The organism is Enterobacter sp. 5-4, assembly GCF_000612205.1.
Taxonomy (GTDB): domain Bacteria; phylum Pseudomonadota; class Gammaproteobacteria; order Enterobacterales; family Enterobacteriaceae; genus Enterobacter; species Enterobacter roggenkampii.
This window is the reverse complement of sequence record NZ_JFHW01000016.1, coordinates 1-17,309: the sequence shown is the minus strand read 5'-3', so window position 1 is coordinate 17,309 and position 17,309 is coordinate 1. Positions and strand designations below refer to the sequence as shown.

The following is a 17,309-nucleotide window of genomic DNA, read 5'->3' as shown; positions in this document are numbered from 1 at the left end:
TCCCTTAGAGGTTGAGGTTACCAAACGCGTTTTTCCAGTCCTGCTCGAACTTCTCTATGGCTGACTCTACCGCCGGCGTACCGAGCATGTGTTGCGCTACGTCTAAGGGAAGCGTGATTGCTTCACATCCTGCCAACAGGCAGTCGAGCGCCTGACGCGGCGTTTTGAAGCTGGCGGCCAGCACTTTACTGTCCGGCGCGTGCAGCTCCAGCAGGGACTGCAGTTCCTGAACCATGCGAATGCCGTCACCGCCCTGCGCGTCGACGCGGTTGACGTACGGCGCGACATATTTCGCCCCTGCGAGTGCGGCGAGCAAGCCCTGCGCCGCGCTGTAAACGGCGGTGCCCAGCGTGGTTATCCCCTCTTTTTTCAATGCCTTAATTGCGATAAGTCCCTGAGCCGTCACCGGGATTTTCACCACAATGCCCGGAATGGCGTTACTCAGACGTTTGGCTTCTGCCACCATGCCTTCGGCATCGCGGCTCATGGTTTGAGCAAACAGCGTGCCTTCCGGCCCGATGGCTTGTTGCAGGCGCGGCAGCACGTCCCAGATGGATTCACGGCTGGCGGCAATGATGCTCGGGTTGGTGGTGACGCCCGCGATGGGAAAGATGCGCGCCAGGCGTTCAACTTCCGCCACGTTGGCGGTATCCAGGTACAGTTCCATTATTTTTCCTTAAGTCAGAAAGGTTGAATAAAGGATACGGCGCACCCAGGCGCGGCGAATACAGGTCAATTTTGCCAAATACTGGACAAATGTAATGTCCTTGGCGAAGTGAGAGAGCGATCACAATGCTACTTTTTGGCGATCAGCTGGCTGTGGTACTGGCGTCGATATTCGGAAGGGGAACGTTCGGTGTGCTTGCGAAAGAGACGGCAAAAGTAGTTGCTGTCCGTAAATCCACAGCGTGTGGCGATATCTTTAATTTTGAGATCGTAGCCTTTCAGCAGCTGACGCGCATGTTCCAGGCGCGTTTTTGTTAAATATTCATTGAATCCGACGCTGCCGACTTTCTGGAATAGATGGGAAAGGTAGTTTGGTGAGATGTAGAACGCCTGTGCCACGGATTCGCGAGTTAACAAAGAGGCATAATTTTCTTCGATATAGCTCCGAACGGCTTCGAACAGTGCCCGGCTGCGGCTGTCGGTGTGAATTTCGCTTCCAAGCAGATCCCGGCAGTGGCTGAGCAGGCTTAAAACCACCAGCCTTGCTGTGTCCTGCTCTTCTGGCTGCATCTGTAATTCGGTGAGCGTTTGCAGAAGAAAAGCCCCCGTTCGCGGACCACGTCGGGCAACCTGGAGTTGTTGTAAGAGCACATTGTCATGCTGTAACTCGATTGTAAGCTGCTGCTTACCGAAATGTATGCTCAGGGCGTGAGGCGCAGGATGCGTAATTTGTCCAAAAAAAGAAAAAATCGCCTCGCAGGGTGTGTCAAGGGTAATGCCGAGGCAGGGAGAGGTTCGGGTATGCTGTTCAGCCAGCGCTGAGAAATGAATCTGACCCAGCGGTAACGTGCGGTTCACCAGGTCTGTCAAAATCTGGGTGATATCGGAATGCATAAGGAGACTACCGAAATTTGCCGGGTGGCGCTAACGCTTACCCGGCCTACTTATCGTAGGCCCGTGCAAGCGCAGCGCCGCCGGGCGTAAAGCATTAGCCGGTGTTACGCATACCCGCCGCAACGCCCGCAATCGTCACCATCAGCGCCTGTTCAACGCGTGGATCCGGCTCTTTCCCTTCTTCTTCTGCCAGACGCGAACGGTGCAGCAGCTCTGCCTGCAGGACGTTCAGCGGGTCGGTGTAGATGTTACGCAGCTGGATAGACTCGGCAATCCACGGCAGGTCCGCCATCAGGTGTGAGTCGTTAGCGATGTCCAGCACCACTTTGATGTCGCCTTCCAGCAGTTCGCGCAGCTCTTTGCCCAGCGCCCACAGCTCGGGCTTCACCAGGCGCTGATCGTAGTATTCCGCCAGCCACAGGTCGGCTTTCGAGAAGACCATCTCCAGCATTCCCAGACGGGTAGAGAAGAACGGCCAGTCGCGGCACATTGTTTCCAGCTCGCTCTGTTTACCGTCTTCCACCACTTTTTGCAGTGCGGCACCGGCACCCAGCCAGGCGGGCAGCATTAAGCGGTTCTGCGTCCAGGCAAAGATCCACGGGATTGCACGCAGGGATTCAACGCCGCCGGTCGGACGACGCTTGGCAGGACGCGAGCCCAGCGGCAGTTTACCCAGCTCCTGCTCAGGCGTGGCTGAACGGAAGTAAGGGACGAAATCTTTGTTTTCACGCACGTAGCCGCGGTACAGATCGCAGGAGATGTCTGACAACTCGTCCATGATGCGGCACCAGGATTCTTTTGGCTCCGGCGGTGGCAGCAGGTTGGCTTCGAGGATCGCGCTGGTATAAAGCGACAGGCTGCTGATGGTCACTTCCGGCAGGCCGTACTTGAAGCGGATCATCTCGCCCTGCTCGGTCACGCGCAGGCCGCCTTTCAGGCTTCCCGGTGGCTGTGACAGCAGTGCCGCGTGTGCTGGCGCGCCGCCACGGCCAATTGAGCCACCGCGTCCGTGGAACAGGGTCAGCTCTATACCGGCTTTTTCGCAGGTTTTGATCAGTGCATCCTGCGCCTGATACTGCGCCCAGGATGCCGCCATCACGCCCGCATCTTTTGCGGAGTCGGAATAGCCGATCATCACCATCTGTTTGCCCTGAATAAAGCCGCGATACCAGTCGATGTTCAGCAGCTGGCTCATCACGTCGTTGGCGTTGTTCAGGTCATCGAGGGTCTCAAACAGCGGGGCGACAGGCAGGGCGTAGTCGATGCCCGCTTCTTTCAGCAGAAGATGAACGCCTAGCACGTCGGACGGGGTTTTCGCCATGGAGATCACATAGGCGGCCACCGATCCTTTCGGTGCGTCCACGATCGCTTTACAGGTGTTGAGCACTTCGCGGGTATCGTTGCTTGGCTCCCAGTTGCGCGGCAGCAGCGGGCGCTTGGAGTTCAGCTCGCGGATCAGGAACGCCTGTTTGTCGGCTTCGGACCAGCTTTCATAGTCGCCGATGCCGAGGTAGCGGGTCAGCTCGCCCAGCGCTTCGGTATGACGGGTACTTTCCTGACGAACGTCGATACGTACCAGCGGCACGCCGAAACACTTCACGCGACGCAGGGTGTCGAGCAGTTCGCCGTTGGCGATAATGCCCATCCCGCACGCCTGGAGTGATTTATAACAGGCGTACAGCGGCTCCCAGAGCTGTTCGTTCTGGCTCAGCAGGCCTTCTGGTTTTGGCAGACGCTGGCCTTTCAGGCGCGCTTCCAGCCAGGCCTGAGTGGCCATCAGCTGACCACGCAGTTTTTTCATCAGGAAACGGTACGGCTCGCTGGCGCCTTCTTCACCGGCCAGCGCGCGCAGTTCCGGCGTCGCTTCTACCATCGACAGCTCGGAGATCAGTACCTGAATGTCTTTCAGGAACAGATCGGTCGCTTTCCAGCGGCTCAGCAGCAGGACGTGACGGGTGATTTCTGCGGTGACGTTCGGGTTGCCGTCGCGGTCGCCGCCCATCCAGGAGGTAAAGCGGACCGGCACAAAGTCGACCGGCAGACGGTAGCCCAGGTTCGCTTCCAGCTGTTCGTTCAGCTCGCGCAGGTAGTTCGGTACCCCTTCCCACAGGCTGTTTTCCACCACCGCAAAGCCCCATTTAGCTTCGTCGACCGGGCTTGGGCGATGCTTACGAATTTCATCGGTGTGCCAGGACTGAGCAATCAGCTGGCGCAGGCGGCGCATCAGCTGGTTGCGTTCATAGTCGGCAATGTCTTTGTTATCCAGCTGCTTCAGGCAGTTATTCACTTCCACCATTTTGTGGATCAGGGTGCGACGGGTGATCTCGGTTGGGTGAGCGGTCAGTACCAGCTCCAGCGAAAGTGACTCCACCGCTTTTTTGATGGTGGCTTCGTTGAGGTCTGGCTGGTCTTTCAGTTTACGAAGGGTGCGGGCAATGACTTCCGGGTTGCTGGCCGCTTCGCCGTTTGGCGAAATGCTGTGGTATTGCTCAGCGGTATTTGCCAGGTTCAGGAACTGGCTGAATGCGCGTGCAACGGGCAGCAGCTCATCGTTCGAGAGGTTCTGCAAGGTGGTGAGCAGCTCCTGACGACTGGCCTCGTTACCGGCACGGGAAGATTTAGACAGCTTGCGGATGGTTTCAACGCGGTCGAGGATGTTCTCCCCCAACGCATCTTTGATGGTATCTCCAAGCACTTTGCCGAGCATACTGACATTACTACGCAACGCGGAATATTGTTCGTTCATAAAAACCCAGTCACCCCATCATTTTTGTTTATGCCCAGGCGAAAATCTTCTGGACATTATTTTGTCATCTCCCTTTATAAAGCCACGTAAAACCCCCGTCGTCAATTGCTGCGAAAACGGTTCAGCAAACGAATAAATGTGGGCAATTTACGAAATTTAATTCGCATTGCGTCAGATAAGAGATGCTTATGGAAATGTGACGGAGATCGCGGGATTTTCCCCTCTCTTCCGAGAGGGGAAAGGTCATTAATGCCAGCAGAAATGATGTACAACCTGGGTAATCAGTTCGCGGGTGGGCTTGATAAAGCGGGTTTCAAGATATTCATCCGGCTGGTGCGCCTGGTTGATGGAGCCAGGGCCAAGAACCAGCGTCGGGCACAGCGTCTGAATAAACGGCGCTTCGGTGCAGTAATTCACCACGTCAGTTTTTTCACCGAGCAGCTTTTCCACCACTTCGACCAGCTGATGGTCCGGCGGGCATTCATAACCCGGGATCGGCGGGTGCAGTTCCGAGACCGTCAGGCGGCCCGGCCAGCGCTCACTCACCGGGGCCAGCGCTTCGTTCAGTAAACCATCCAGATCGCTCAGGGTCATGCCCGGCAGCGGTCGGATGTCCATGTGCAGCTCGCAGCATGCGCAGATACGGTTCGAGGCATCACCGCCGTGCAGGCTGCCGAGATTGAGCGTTGGATACGGCACGGTGAACGCCTCATAGTGGTAACGCTCTTTCAGATCGTCGCGCAGGGTCATGATGCGGCCGATGGCGTCATGCATCAGCTCAATGGCGTTGACGCCCCGCGCCGGATCGCTGGAGTGGCCGGACTGGCCGAGCACGCGCACGGCGGTAGAGATATGGCCTTTATGTGCGCGAATCGGTTGCAGAGACGTCGGCTCGCCGATGATCGCGCAATCCGGACGAATCGACGTGTTTTCTGAGAAGTAGCGCGCGCCCGCCATGCTGGTCTCTTCATCAGCGGTCGCCAGAATGTAGAGCGGTTTTTTCAGCTTCGTCACGTCCACGTCACGCAGCGCGTCGAGGATAAAGGCGAAGAAGCCTTTCATGTCTGCGGTGCCCAGACCGTAGAGCTTGTTGTCGTGCTCGGTCAGGGTGAACGGATCGCGCGTCCAGCGGCCATCGTCAAACGGCACGGTGTCGGTGTGACCGGCTAGCAGCAGGCCGCCCGCACCGGTTCCGGTACTGGCGAGCAGGTTAAATTTGTGGCGAGTGCCGGGGACGGGCTGAACCTCAACGTTAAACCCAAGATCGCTAAACCAACCCGCCAGCAGATTGATTAAAGACTCATTGCTCTGATCCAGCGCTTCTTCCGTTGCGCTGATGGACGGTGTGGCAATCAGGGCGCGGTAGATCTCGATAAATGGCGGTAAGTTCATTTTCATTGTTGACACACCTTAGGTCGTGATAGTATCAATATTCATGCAATAAATGTGAATAAAAATACATTAACGTTGAGCATAAAGGAACCCGATGTTGAATACGCTGATTGTAGGCGCTAGCGGTTATGCGGGCGCAGAGCTTGTAAGCTACGTGAATCGCCATCCACATATGACCATAACCGCTTTGACCGTGTCAGCGCAAAGCAATGATGCAGGAAAGTTAATTTCCGATTTGCATCCGCAGCTTAAGGGCCTGGTCGATCTGCCTTTGCAGCCCATGTCTGACATCAGCGAGTTTACCGACGGCGTCGACGTGGTGTTTTTAGCCACCGCGCACGAGGTCAGCCACGACCTGGCGCCGCAGTTCCTGGCGGCTGGCTGCGTGGTCTTCGACCTCTCCGGCGCGTTCCGCGTTAACGACGGCGCGTTCTACGAAAAATATTACGGTTTCACCCATCAGCATCCGGATCTGCTTGAAAAAGCGGTGTACGGCCTGGCGGAGTGGAGCGCAGATAAACTGAAAGAAGCGGACCTGATTGCCGTTCCGGGCTGCTACCCGACGGCGGCGCAGCTTTCCCTGAAGCCGCTGATCGACGCGGGCCTGCTGGATCTGAACCAGTGGCCGGTGATCAACGCCACCAGCGGCGTGAGCGGTGCAGGACGCAAGGCGGCGATCTCCAACAGCTTCTGCGAAGTGAGCCTTCAGCCGTATGGCGTGTTTAATCATCGCCATCATCCTGAAATCACCACCCATCTGGGCGCTGACGTGATTTTCACGCCGCATCTGGGCAGCTTCCCGCGTGGGATCCTCGAAACCATTACCTGCCGCCTGAAGCCTGGCGTGACCAAAGAGCAGGTGAATGAGGTCTTCACGCAGGCGTATGCGGACAAACCGCTGGTGCGCCTGTACGACAAAGGCGTGCCGGCGCTGAAAAATGTGGTCGGCCTGCCGTTCTGCGATATCGGCTTTGCCGTGCAGGGTGAGCATCTCATCGTGGTGGCCGCAGAAGATAACTTACTGAAAGGCGCTGCCGCTCAGGCAATACAGTGTGCAAATATTCGTTTCGGTTTCCCGGAAACGCAGGCTCTTATTTAAGGTGTGATGATGAACCCATTAATTATCAAACTCGGTGGTGTACTGCTGGACAGCGAAGAAGCGCTGGAGCGTCTGTTTACCGCGCTGGTGAACTATCGCGAATCACACCAACGTCCGCTGGTGATTGTGCACGGCGGCGGCTGCGTGGTGGATGAACTGATGAAAGGGCTCAACCTGCCGGTGATCAAGAAAAACGGCCTGCGCGTGACGCCTGCGGATCAGATTGACATTATCACCGGTGCGCTGGCGGGTACAGCGAACAAAACCCTGCTGTCCTGGGCGAAGAAACACCGCATTGCTTCCGTTGGCCTCTACCTGGGCGATGGCGACAGCGTAAAAGTGACCCAGCTCGACGAAGCGCTCGGCCACGTTGGACTGGCGCAGCCGGGTTCGCCTAAGCTGATTAACACGTTGCTGGAAGGCGGTTTCCTGCCGGTGGTGAGCTCTATCGGCGTGACCGAAGAGGGCGAGCTGATGAACGTTAACGCTGACCAGGCGGCAACCGCGCTGGCGGCAACGCTGGGCGCGGACCTGATCCTGCTTTCCGACGTGAGCGGCATTCTGGACGGTAAAGGCCAGCGCATTGCGGAAATGACTGCGGCAAAAGCCGAGCAGCTGATTGCGCAGGGCATCATTACCGACGGCATGATCGTCAAAGTGAACGCCGCGCTGGATGCGGCGCGCACGCTGGGCCGCCCGGTTGATATCGCCTCCTGGCGTCACGCGGAGCAGCTTCCGGCGCTGTTTAACGGCACGCCGATTGGCACGCGTATTCTGGCTTAAGATTCTGTGCCGGATGGCGCTTCGCTTATCCGGTCTACGTGAATTGTGTAGGCCCGGTAAGCGCAGCGCCACCGGGCAAAAATATCATCATTAAGGAAATTCGTTATGGCACTTTGGGGTGGGCGTTTTACACAGGCAGCGGATCAGCGGTTCAAACAGTTCAACGACTCTTTGCGCTTCGACTACCGCCTGGCCGAACAGGATATTGTCGGCTCTGTGGCCTGGTCCAAAGCGCTGGTGACCGTTGGCGTACTGACCGCAGACGAACAGCAGCAGCTGGAAGAGGCGCTGAACAATCTGCTGGAAGAAGTGCGTCTGGATCCGCAGCAAATTCTGCAGAGCGATGCCGAAGACATTCACAGCTGGGTGGAAGGCAAGCTGATCGACAAGGTCGGCCAGTTGGGTAAAAAGCTGCACACCGGCCGTAGCCGTAACGACCAGGTCGCCACCGACCTGAAGCTGTGGTGTAAAGATACCGTCGCGGAGCTGCTGGCGGCTAACCGTCAGCTGCAGACCGCGCTGGTGGAGACCGCACAGAACAATCAGGACGCGGTGATGCCGGGTTATACCCACCTGCAGCGCGCGCAGCCGGTGACTTTTGCGCACTGGTGTCTGGCCTACGTTGAGATGCTGGCGCGTGACGAAAGCCGTCTGCAGGATACCCTGAAGCGTCTGGACGTCAGCCCGCTGGGCAGCGGCGCGCTGGCGGGTACCGCTTACGAAATCGACCGTGAACAGCTGGCAGGCTGGCTGGGCTTTGCCTCCGCCACCCGTAACAGCCTGGACAGCGTCTCTGACCGTGACCACGTGCTGGAGCTGCTGTCGAATGCGTCTATCGGGATGGTGCATCTGTCGCGCTTTGCCGAAGATCTGATTTTCTTTAACTCCGGTGAAGCGGGCTTCGTTGAGCTGTCCGACCGCGTGACGTCAGGCTCATCCCTGATGCCGCAGAAGAAAAACCCGGACGCGCTGGAGCTGATCCGCGGGAAATGTGGCCGCGTGCAGGGCGCGCTGACCGGCATGATGATGACCCTGAAAGGGCTGCCGCTGGCGTACAACAAAGATATGCAGGAAGACAAAGAAGGGCTGTTCGACGCGCTCGACACCTGGCTCGACTGTCTGCATATGGGCGCGCTGGTGCTGGACGGCATTCAGGTGAAGCGTCCGCGCTGTCAGGAAGCGGCGCAGCAGGGCTATGCGAACTCTACCGAGCTGGCGGATTATCTGGTGGCGAAGGGCGTACCGTTCCGTGAAGCGCACCATATTGTCGGTGAAGCGGTAGTTGAAGCCATTCGTCAGGGTAAACCGCTGGAAGATCTGGCGCTGGCCGATCTGCAAAAATTCAGCGCGGCCATCGGGGATGATGTGTATCCGATTCTGGCGCTGCAGTCCTGCCTGGATAAGCGTGCGGCGAAAGGCGGCGTGTCGCCTAAGCAGGTGGCGCAGGCCATTGCGGAGGCGAAAAACCGCCTGATTTGATGCCTGAAACGTCGGGTGGCGGCTTCGCCTTACCCGACCTACAAAACCCCAGCCCAACCCTGAGTTGGGCTTTTTTACGCAAAAAAAAAGCGGACCACGGGGTCCGCAAAAGTTCACGTTGGCTTTAGTTGTTCGAGTTTTGAGAGAAACTCGCTGACGGTGGCGGGGACGTCAAGGGTCAAACACGTGCCGCCTCGTCTATGTGGTGTATTATTCAACAGAATGCTTGATAGGGATAATCGTTCGTTGCTATGCTATCTATCGCCATGAACTATCGTGGCGACGGAGGATGAATAATGAATATTCGTGATCTTGAATACCTGGTAGCGTTAGCCGAGCATCGTCACTTTCGCCGCGCGGCAGATTCCTGCCACGTCAGCCAGCCCACGCTGAGCGGCCAGATCCGCAAGCTTGAAGACGAGCTGGGCGTGATGCTGCTGGAGCGCACCAGTCGTAAGGTTCTGTTCACACAGGCAGGTCTTCTGCTGGTGGATCAGGCGCGCACCGTGCTGCGCGAGGTCAAAGTGCTCAAGGAAATGGCAAGCCAGCAGGGGGAGGCCATGTCCGGCCCGCTGCATATTGGCCTGATCCCAACCGTTGGCCCGTACCTGTTACCGCACATCATTCCGATGCTGCACCAGACGTTCCCGAAACTCGAAATGTACCTGCATGAAGCGCAGACGCATCAGCTGCTGGCGCAGCTGGACAGCGGCAAGCTCGACTGCGCCATTCTGGCACTGGTAAAAGAGAGTGAAGCCTTTATTGAAGTGCCGCTGTTCGATGAGCCGATGATGCTGGCGATCTATGAAGATCACCCGTGGGCGAACCGCGATCGCGTGCCGATGGCCGATCTGGCGGGTGAAAAGCTGCTGATGCTGGAAGATGGCCACTGCCTGCGCGACCAGGCGATGGGCTTCTGTTTCGAAGCGGGTGCTGATGAAGATACCCACTTCCGCGCAACCAGCCTGGAAACCCTGCGAAATATGGTCGCGGCGGGAAGCGGTATTACGCTGCTGCCTGCGCTGGCGGTGCCGCACGAGCGTAAACGTGATGGCGTGGTCTACTTGCCGTGCATTAAGCCAGAGCCGCGTCGTACAATTGGCCTGGTTTATCGCCCGGGTTCACCGCTGCGCAGCCGCTATGAGCAGCTGGCAGAGGCCATCCGCGGTGCGATGGATGGCCATTTTGACAGCGCGTTAAAACAGGCGGTTTAAGCCGTTCAGCGCGGCTACCCGATAGGCTTCCGCCATGGTCGGGTAGTTAAAGGTGGTGTTGACGAAGTACTCAATGGTGTTACCACCACCTTTCTGCTCCATGATCGCCTGGCCGATATGAATGATTTCCGCGGCGCGTTCACCAAAGCAGTGAATCCCAAGGATCTCTTTCGTCTCGCGATGGAAAAGAATTTTCAGCGTACCCACGCTCATCCCCACGATTTGCGCCCGCGCCAGATGTTTAAACTGCGCACGACCCACCTCGTAAGGCACCTTCATTGACGTCAGCTGCTGCTCGGTTTTGCCGACTGAGCTGATTTCCGGGATGGTGTAGATACCCGTCGGGATATCTTCGATCAGATGCGCCGTCGCTTCGCCTTTCACCAGCGCCTGAGCCGCAATGCGTCCCTGGTCGTAAGCGGCGGAGGCCAGGCTTGGGTAGCCAATCACGTCGCCGACCGCGTAAACGTGCGGCAGGGCGGTCTGATACATGCTGTTGACCTTCAGCTGACCGCGGCTGTCGGTCTCAAGCCCGATATTTTCCAGCTGCAGGGAATCGGTGTTGCCGGTACGGCCGTTTGCGTACAGCAGGCAGTCCGCTTTCAGCTTCTTGCCGGACTTCAGGTGCATGATCACCCCGTCGTCACAGCCTTCGATCTTCTCGTATTCTTCGTTGTGACGAATCACGACGCCGCTGTTCCAGAAGTGGTAGGAGAGGGAGTCCGACATCTCCTGATCGAGGAAGGCCAGCAGGCGGTCGCGAGTATTGATCAGGTCAACTTTGACGTCCATTCCGCGGAAGATCGACGCATATTCGCAACCAATGACCCCTGCGCCATAGATAATGACGTGGCGGGGTTCATGGTGCAGGCTCAGAATCGAGTCGCTGTCGTAGACGCGCGGGTGCGAGAAGTCCACGTCGGCCGGATGGTACGGGCGTGAACCGCAGGCAATCACAAATTTTTCAGCGGTGATGGTTTCAACCGATCCGTCGTGGCATTCGAGTGCCAGGGTGTGTTCATCCACAAAATGCGCGTTGCCCTGCAAAATTTCACAGTGGTTACGCTCATAAAACCCCTGACGCATGCGCGTCTGCTGGTTAATGACGGTATCCGCGTGATTCAGGATGTCGGCAAAAGAGGAACGAAGAAGTCGGGAGTGGTCGCTGTAAAGAGGATTCTGGTTAAATTCGATAATGCGGCTAACGGCGTGGCGGAGGGCTTTCGAAGGGATGGTGCCCCAGTGGGTGCAACCGCCGCCGACATTATGGTAGCGCTCAATGACCGCTACTCTGGCTCCCTGTTTCACCAGACCCATAGCAGCGCCTTCGCCGCCGGGGCCGGAACCAATAACTATTGCGTCGTAATCGTAGGAATGTGGCATGGTAAGGCTTACCTGTTCTTATACATAAAAGCAACAGAATCATAACATCATTGCCAGAGTAACCCAATTATCGTTGTGCTTTTTTCCGGCAGTGGAGCACAAACCGCACGTAAACAATCATTCACAAAGCCAGGTAAACAGATTAATTTTATTCTCTGGTATAGTGCCATCAGGCCTTTGGAAGGATTCAACTATCGTGATGGGCGTAAGAGCACAACAAAAAGAGAAAACCCGGCGTTCGCTGGTGGAAGCCGCATTCAGTCAACTGAGTGCTGAGCGAAGTTTTGCCAGTTTGAGCCTGCGCGAGGTTGCACGCGAGGCCGGGATTGCGCCAACGTCCTTCTATCGTCACTTCCGTGATGTGGATGAACTGGGCCTGACCATGGTCGACGAGAGCGGTTTGATGCTGCGCCAGCTGATGCGCCAGGCGCGTCAGCGTATCGCCAAAGGTGGCAGCGTGATCCGTACCTCCGTGTCGACCTTTATGGAATTTATCGGCAATAACCCCAACGCGTTTCGTCTGCTTCTGCGCGAGCGTTCGGGCACATCGGCGGCGTTTCGTGCCGCCGTCGCGCGCGAAATTCAGCACTTCATCGCGGAACTTGCCGACTATCTTGAACTCGAAAACCATATGCCGCGTGCGTTTACCGAAGCACAGGCCGAGGCGATGGTGACGATTGTGTTCAGCGCGGGTGCCGAAGCGCTGGACGTCAGCATTGAACAACGCAAGCAGCTTGAAGAGCGGCTGGTATTGCAGCTCAGGATGATCTCCAAAGGCGCGTACTACTGGTATCGCCGTGAACAAGAGAAACTGGCACATCAAACCGAAGAGTGAAGGTGAGTAATGAAACAGTCAGGTCAGGATAAAGGGACGCTGTTGCTGGCATTGATCGCTGGCTTATCCATCAATGGTACGTTCGCCGCTATTTTTAGCTCCATCGTGCCGTTTTCGATTTTCCCGCTGATTGCGCTGGTGCTGACGGTGTACTGCCTGCATCAACGCTACCTGAACCGCACCATGCCGGTGGGGTTACCGGGGCTGGCCGCCGCCTGCTTTATTCTGGGCGTATTGCTTTACAGCACGGTGGTGCGCGCGGAGTATCCGGATATCGGCTCTAACTTCTTCCCTGCGGTACTGTCTGTTGCGCTGGTGTTCTGGATTGGCTCGCGCATGCGTAGCCGTAAGAGCCAGTTACCGGAGTAGATAAGGGTTTTGTAGGCCGGATAAGCGAAGCGCCATCCGGCTTTTTGGCAGGTGGCGCTTCGCTTACCTGCCCTACAAGGTCTTCATTACTTCGCCGTGAGTAAAACGCCGCACTCCATATGGTGCGTATACGGGAATTGATCGAACAGCGCCAGACGTTCAATCTTGTGCGTCTGGCTTAACGTTTCCAGGTTCTTGCACAGCGTCTCCGGGTTACAGGAGATGTACAAAATACGTGGGTACGCCTGCACCATCTTCTCGGTTTCGCTGTCCAGGCCACTGCGCGGCGGGTCGACAAAAATCGTCTCACACTGGTAGCTCTTCAGATCGATTCCTTCCAGGCGGTTAAACTGGCGTACGCCGTTCATGGCCTGCGTGAACTCTTCTGCGGCCATACGAACGATCTGCACGTTGTCGATATGGTTGGCGGCAATGTTGTACTGCGCGGCGGCCACCGACGGTTTGGCGATTTCGGTTGCCAGAACGCGATCGAAGTTACGCGCCAGTGCCAGCGAGAAGTTGCCGTTACCGCAGTAGAGTTCAAGCAGATCGCCCTTAGACCCTTCCGTCGCCTTCAGCGCCCACTCCAGCATCTGCACGTTCATCGCGGCATTCGGCTGGGTAAAACTGTTCTCCACCTGACGATAGACCATCTCTTTACCCGCCACCGACAGGCGCTCGTCGACGTAGTCCTGATCCAGCATGATTTTGGTTTTTGTCGCACGGCCAATCAGGTGAACGTTGATGTTCTGCGCACGCAGCGCATCACGCAGGGCTTCGGCCTGCTCGCGCCACTCGTCGTTCAGGGCTTTGTGGTATAGCAGGGAGACAATCGCCTGGTTACTTTGCGTGGTCAGGTAGTCAATCTGGAACAGCTTGTGGCGCAGCACCGGGTTGTTACGCACGCCTTCAACGATCAGCGTCATCAGCTGATTGATAAGCTCGCTCGCTGCCGGGAAGCTGTCCACGCGAATGCGGGATTTCGTCTGCTGATCGAAAATGATGTGGTACAGGTCGTCACCGTCGTGCCAGATGCGGAACTCTGCACGCATGCGGTAGTGGCTGACAGGAGAGCGGAACACCTCGGGAACGGGCGCGTTGAAAGGCGTCATCATACTTTGCAGGCGGACGACTTTCTCTGCCAGCTGCGCGTCGTACTGTTCTGTCGGGAGGTGTTCTGGGGTCATGATGCGTCCTGAGTGATAAAGAATTACGCGGCGATTGTAGGCATTGTTCAGGGGATGTCCAGAGTTAATGGCCAATAGCTGTCTGGACATCCATACGTGTCTAATTGTAGCATTCTGTTTCCGGTCTCCTGAGAGTGAAAAGGGAATCCAGTGTAAATCTGGAGCTGACGCGCAGCGGTAAAGACTGGCGGGATGAGCGTTGTAGACACTGTGAAAATGGGAAGTCTTCATCCTTATATAGCCACCTAGCCCGAAGACCTGCCGGGATCACGTCGCATTTGGTTTCATCATCGCGTGCTATCGATGAGGCCTGCGGCATCCTTCTTATATTGTGGATGCTTTAACAATGATTAAAAAAGTATCGCTGCTGACGGCGTTGTCCGTCACGGCATTTTCGGGCTGGGCGCAGGATAGCGCAGACTCGTTGGTGGTGACGGCAAATCGTTTTGAACAACCTGAAAAAACTATTCTGGCTGCAACCTCGGTTGTTACGCGTGCCGATATTGACCGCTGGCAGTCAACCTCGGTGCTGGACGTTATGCGTCGCCTGCCCGGCGTGGATACGGCGCAAAGTGGTGGGATGGGGCAACTCTCTTCTCTCTTTATCCGTGGCACCAACTCCAGCCACGTCCTGATCCTTGTTGATGGGATCCGCCTTAACCAGGCGGGCGTCACGGGGTCGTCCGATCTCAGCCAGTTCCCAATCTCCCTGGTGCAGCGAATCGAATATGTTCGTGGACCGCGTTCGGCGGTATACGGCTCAGACGCGATTGGTGGTGTCTTAAACATTATTACTACTCGTGCGAAGGACGGTACCACGCTGAATGCTGGCGTAGGCTCACACGGCTATCAGAATTATGGCGGCAGTACTCAGCAAACACTGGGCGACAGCACGCGCGTCACGCTTGCGGGTGATTACACCTATACCAAAGGGTTTGATGTGGTTGCGGACGGCAACAATGGTGGCCTTGCCCAGACCGATCGCGACGGCTTTATGAATAAAACGCTCTACGGTGCACTGGATCACGCATTCTCAGACCAGTGGAGCGGTTTTGTTCGCGGCTTTGGCTACAGCAACCGTACGGCCTACGACGGCTACTACAGCTCCTTTACCCCTGACGTACTGGTCGATACCCGCCAGCTCTATAGCCAGACCTGGGATGCAGGATTGCGCTTCAACGATGACATCTTCCATTCGCAGCTGCTCACCAGCTATAGCCACAGCAAGGACTATAACTACGACCCAAATTTAGGCCGCTACGATTCGACAGCCACGCTGGATGAAATCAAACAGTACAACGTCCAGTGGCTCAACTCCGTTGATGTTGGCCATGGGAACATTGGCGCGGGCGTTGACTGGCAGAAGCAGAGCACCGAGCCGGGTACAAACTACGTGACCAACGGCTACGACCTGCGTAACACCGGCGTCTACCTGACTGGGCTGCAGCAGTTTGGTGACTTCACCCTGGAAGGGGCGGTTCGCAGCGATGACAACTCTCAGTTCGGTCGTCATGGCACCTGGCAAAGCAGTGCGGCCTGGGAGTTCGTGGAGGGTTACCGTTTCGTTGCTTCTTATGGTACGGCCTATAAGGCACCGAATCTGGGTCAACTCTACGGTTTCTATGGCAATGACCATCTTGATCCAGAAGAGAGCAAGCAGTGGGAAGGTGCGTTTGAAGGCCTGACGGCGGGCGTGAGCTGGCGCGTATCCGGCTACCGTAATGACGTTGATAATCTCATCGACTTCGATAATAACCTTCAGCAATATTACAACGTCGGTAAAGCGCGCATTAAAGGTGTGGAAGCGACAGCATCGTTTGATACGGGTCCGTTGACGCATACTGTTGGCTATGACTACGTGGATGCCCGAAATGCCGCAACCAACGAACTTCTGGATCGTCGTGCTAAGCAGCAGGTGAAATATCAGCTCGACACGCAGATCTATGATTTCGACTGGAGCCTGACTTATCACTATCTCGGTACGCGTTACGACACTGACTTTGGTACTTACCCGTCTGAGAAAGTAAAAATGGGCGGTGTAAGCCTGTGGGATGTCGCAGTTTCGTATCCTGTCACCTCACACCTTACAGTTCGTGGTAAAATAGCCAACCTGTTCGATAAAGATTACGAGACAGTTTATGGCTACCAAACTGCAGGACGGGAATACACCTTGTCTGGCAGCTACACCTTCTAATCCGCGCCCTACCGTGCTGGTGTTTGATTCCGGCGTCGGTGGGCTTTCGGTCTATGATGAGATTCGGCATCTCCTGCCGGATCTCCATTACATCTACGCCTTCGATAACGTCGCTTTCCCGTATGGGGAAAAGAGCGAAGATTTTATTGTCGAGCGCGTGGTGGAAATCGTCACTGCGGTACAACAGCGTTATCCCCTTGCGCTGGCCGTTATCGCGTGTAATACGGCGAGCACCGTTTCTCTTCCCGCCCTGCGTGAAAAATTCCAGTTCCCGGTTGTGGGCGTCGTCCCGGCAATAAAGCCTGCCGCGCGTCTGACGGCGAACGGCATTGTGGGCCTGCTGGCCACGCGAGGTACGGTAAAGCGTCCTTATACCCGCGAGCTGATCGACCGTTTCGCCAACGAATGCCAGATTGCGATGCTCGGTTCGGCTGAGCTGGTAGAGATGGCGGAAGCGAAGCTGCATGGCAAGGCGGTATCACTCGACGAGCTGCGTCGTATTCTTCGTCCGTGGCTGCGGATGCCTGAACCCCCGGATACCGTTGTGTTGGGCTGTACCCACTTCCCGCTACTCCAGGAAGAGCTATTAGAGGTGCTGCCGGAGGGGACACGCCTGGTGGATTCCGGAGCGGCTATTGCCCGTCGTACGGCATGGTTGCTGGAGCATGAAGCCCCGGATGCGAAATCTACGGATGCGAATATCGCGTTTTGTATGGCGTTAACAAAAGAAACTGAACAACTTTTACCCGTTGTACGCCGTTATGGCTTTGAAACGCTCGAAAAACTGGCGCTATAGCACGGTTTTGAGCAAAAAAGAGACGGTTGAAAGTTTTTTTTAAAAGAGGGGTTGTCAACGTCTGAGAACTCCCTATAATGCGCCTCCACTGACACGGAACAACGGCTTACAGGCCGCCGGGTTAGCGGGGTTCAGAGATGAACGCCAACAGAGAAAAGCGAAAATAATCACTTGACTCTGAATGAGGAAAACGTAATATACGGGACCTCGCAACGGTGAGCGAAAGCCGCGTTGCACTGCTCTTTAACAATTTATCAGACAATCTGTGTGGG

14 protein-coding genes and 1 riboswitch are annotated in these 17,309 nt (G+C 56.4%); of the genes, 8 read left to right on the top strand and 6 right to left on the bottom strand.

Going from position 1 to position 17,309, the window contains the following annotated elements:
• Positions 1–4 precede the first annotated feature (4 nt).
• The 4 genes from fsa to argE all read right to left on the bottom strand — a co-directional run bounded on the left by fsa (position 5) and on the right by argE (position 5,704).
• A complete protein-coding gene (gene fsa / locus AA74_RS0109830) occupies positions 5–667 on the bottom strand; it encodes a fructose-6-phosphate aldolase (RefSeq protein ID WP_021242818.1) in 663 nt (220 codons plus the stop codon).
• Positions 668–795: 128 nt separating this feature from the next.
• Positions 796–1,560 carry an AraC family transcriptional regulator gene (locus AA74_RS0109825; protein WP_025912296.1) on the bottom strand — a complete coding sequence of 255 codons (765 nt, stop codon included), beginning with the start codon at positions 1,558–1,560 and terminating at the stop codon, positions 796–798.
• Positions 1,561–1,654: 94 nt separating this feature from the next.
• Positions 1,655–4,306, bottom strand: coding sequence for a phosphoenolpyruvate carboxylase (gene ppc / locus AA74_RS0109820; RefSeq protein WP_023345106.1), 2,652 nt, complete (start codon positions 4,304–4,306; stop codon positions 1,655–1,657).
• Positions 4,307–4,552: 246 nt separating this feature from the next.
• Positions 4,553–5,704, bottom strand: a complete 1,152-nt coding sequence (gene argE, locus AA74_RS0109815; protein ID WP_008501790.1) for an acetylornithine deacetylase — start codon at positions 5,702–5,704, stop codon at positions 4,553–4,555.
• A gap of 88 nt (positions 5,705–5,792) precedes the next feature.
• On the opposite strand from argE, the gene argC reads away from it, so the two are divergent.
• The 4 genes from argC to oxyR all read left to right on the top strand — a co-directional run bounded on the left by argC (position 5,793) and on the right by oxyR (position 10,273).
• A complete protein-coding gene (gene argC / locus AA74_RS0109810; RefSeq protein WP_025912295.1) occupies positions 5,793–6,797 on the top strand; it encodes an N-acetyl-gamma-glutamyl-phosphate reductase in 1,005 nt (334 codons plus the stop codon).
• Between the two features lie 6 nt (positions 6,798–6,803).
• The gene (gene argB / locus AA74_RS0109805) at positions 6,804–7,580 is read left to right on the top strand and encodes an acetylglutamate kinase (protein ID WP_088728450.1); all 777 of its coding nucleotides are present in this window, start codon (positions 6,804–6,806) and stop codon (positions 7,578–7,580) included.
• Between the two features lie 105 nt (positions 7,581–7,685).
• Entirely contained in the window at positions 7,686–9,059 is a 1,374-nt protein-coding gene (gene argH, locus AA74_RS0109800) for an argininosuccinate lyase (RefSeq protein WP_025912294.1), read from the top strand.
• 296 nt (positions 9,060–9,355) lie between these two features.
• Positions 9,356–10,273: a DNA-binding transcriptional regulator OxyR gene (oxyR, locus tag AA74_RS0109795; protein WP_008501786.1), complete on the top strand. Its 918-nt coding sequence runs from the start codon at positions 9,356–9,358 to the stop codon at positions 10,271–10,273.
• On the opposite strand, the gene sthA is transcribed toward oxyR, so the two are convergent.
• Positions 10,256–11,656, bottom strand: coding sequence for a Si-specific NAD(P)(+) transhydrogenase (sthA, locus tag AA74_RS0109790; protein WP_008501785.1), 1,401 nt, complete (start codon positions 11,654–11,656; stop codon positions 10,256–10,258). The genes oxyR and sthA overlap by 18 nt on opposite strands.
• Positions 11,657–11,852: 196 nt before the next feature.
• On the opposite strand from sthA, the gene fabR reads away from it, so the two are divergent.
• Complete coding sequence (fabR, locus tag AA74_RS0109785) at positions 11,853–12,491, top strand: HTH-type transcriptional repressor FabR (protein WP_008501784.1); 639 nt, start codon at positions 11,853–11,855, stop codon at positions 12,489–12,491.
• Between the two features lie 9 nt (positions 12,492–12,500).
• Positions 12,501–12,860, top strand: a complete 360-nt coding sequence (locus AA74_RS0109780) for a YijD family membrane protein (protein WP_008501783.1) — start codon at positions 12,501–12,503, stop codon at positions 12,858–12,860.
• Positions 12,861–12,946: 86 nt separating this feature from the next.
• Here AA74_RS0109780 and trmA read toward each other — a convergent pair whose 3' ends face one another.
• Positions 12,947–14,047 (bottom strand): tRNA (uridine(54)-C5)-methyltransferase TrmA, encoded by a 1,101-nt coding sequence (trmA, locus tag AA74_RS0109775; RefSeq protein ID WP_025912293.1) that lies wholly within the window; start codon positions 14,045–14,047, stop codon positions 12,947–12,949.
• Between the two features lie 104 nt (positions 14,048–14,151).
• Positions 14,152–14,328: riboswitch (cobalamin riboswitch) on the top strand.
• Between the two features lie 65 nt (positions 14,329–14,393).
• Between trmA and btuB the strand changes: the two genes are divergently transcribed.
• Positions 14,394–16,241, top strand: coding sequence for a TonB-dependent vitamin B12 receptor BtuB (btuB, locus tag AA74_RS0109770; RefSeq protein ID WP_025912292.1), 1,848 nt, complete (start codon positions 14,394–14,396; stop codon positions 16,239–16,241).
• Positions 16,186–17,037: a glutamate racemase gene (gene murI, locus AA74_RS0109765; protein ID WP_032667426.1), complete on the top strand. Its 852-nt coding sequence runs from the start codon at positions 16,186–16,188 to the stop codon at positions 17,035–17,037. Before btuB ends, murI begins: the two co-directional genes overlap by 56 nt.
• Positions 17,038–17,309: the final 272 nt, after the last annotated feature.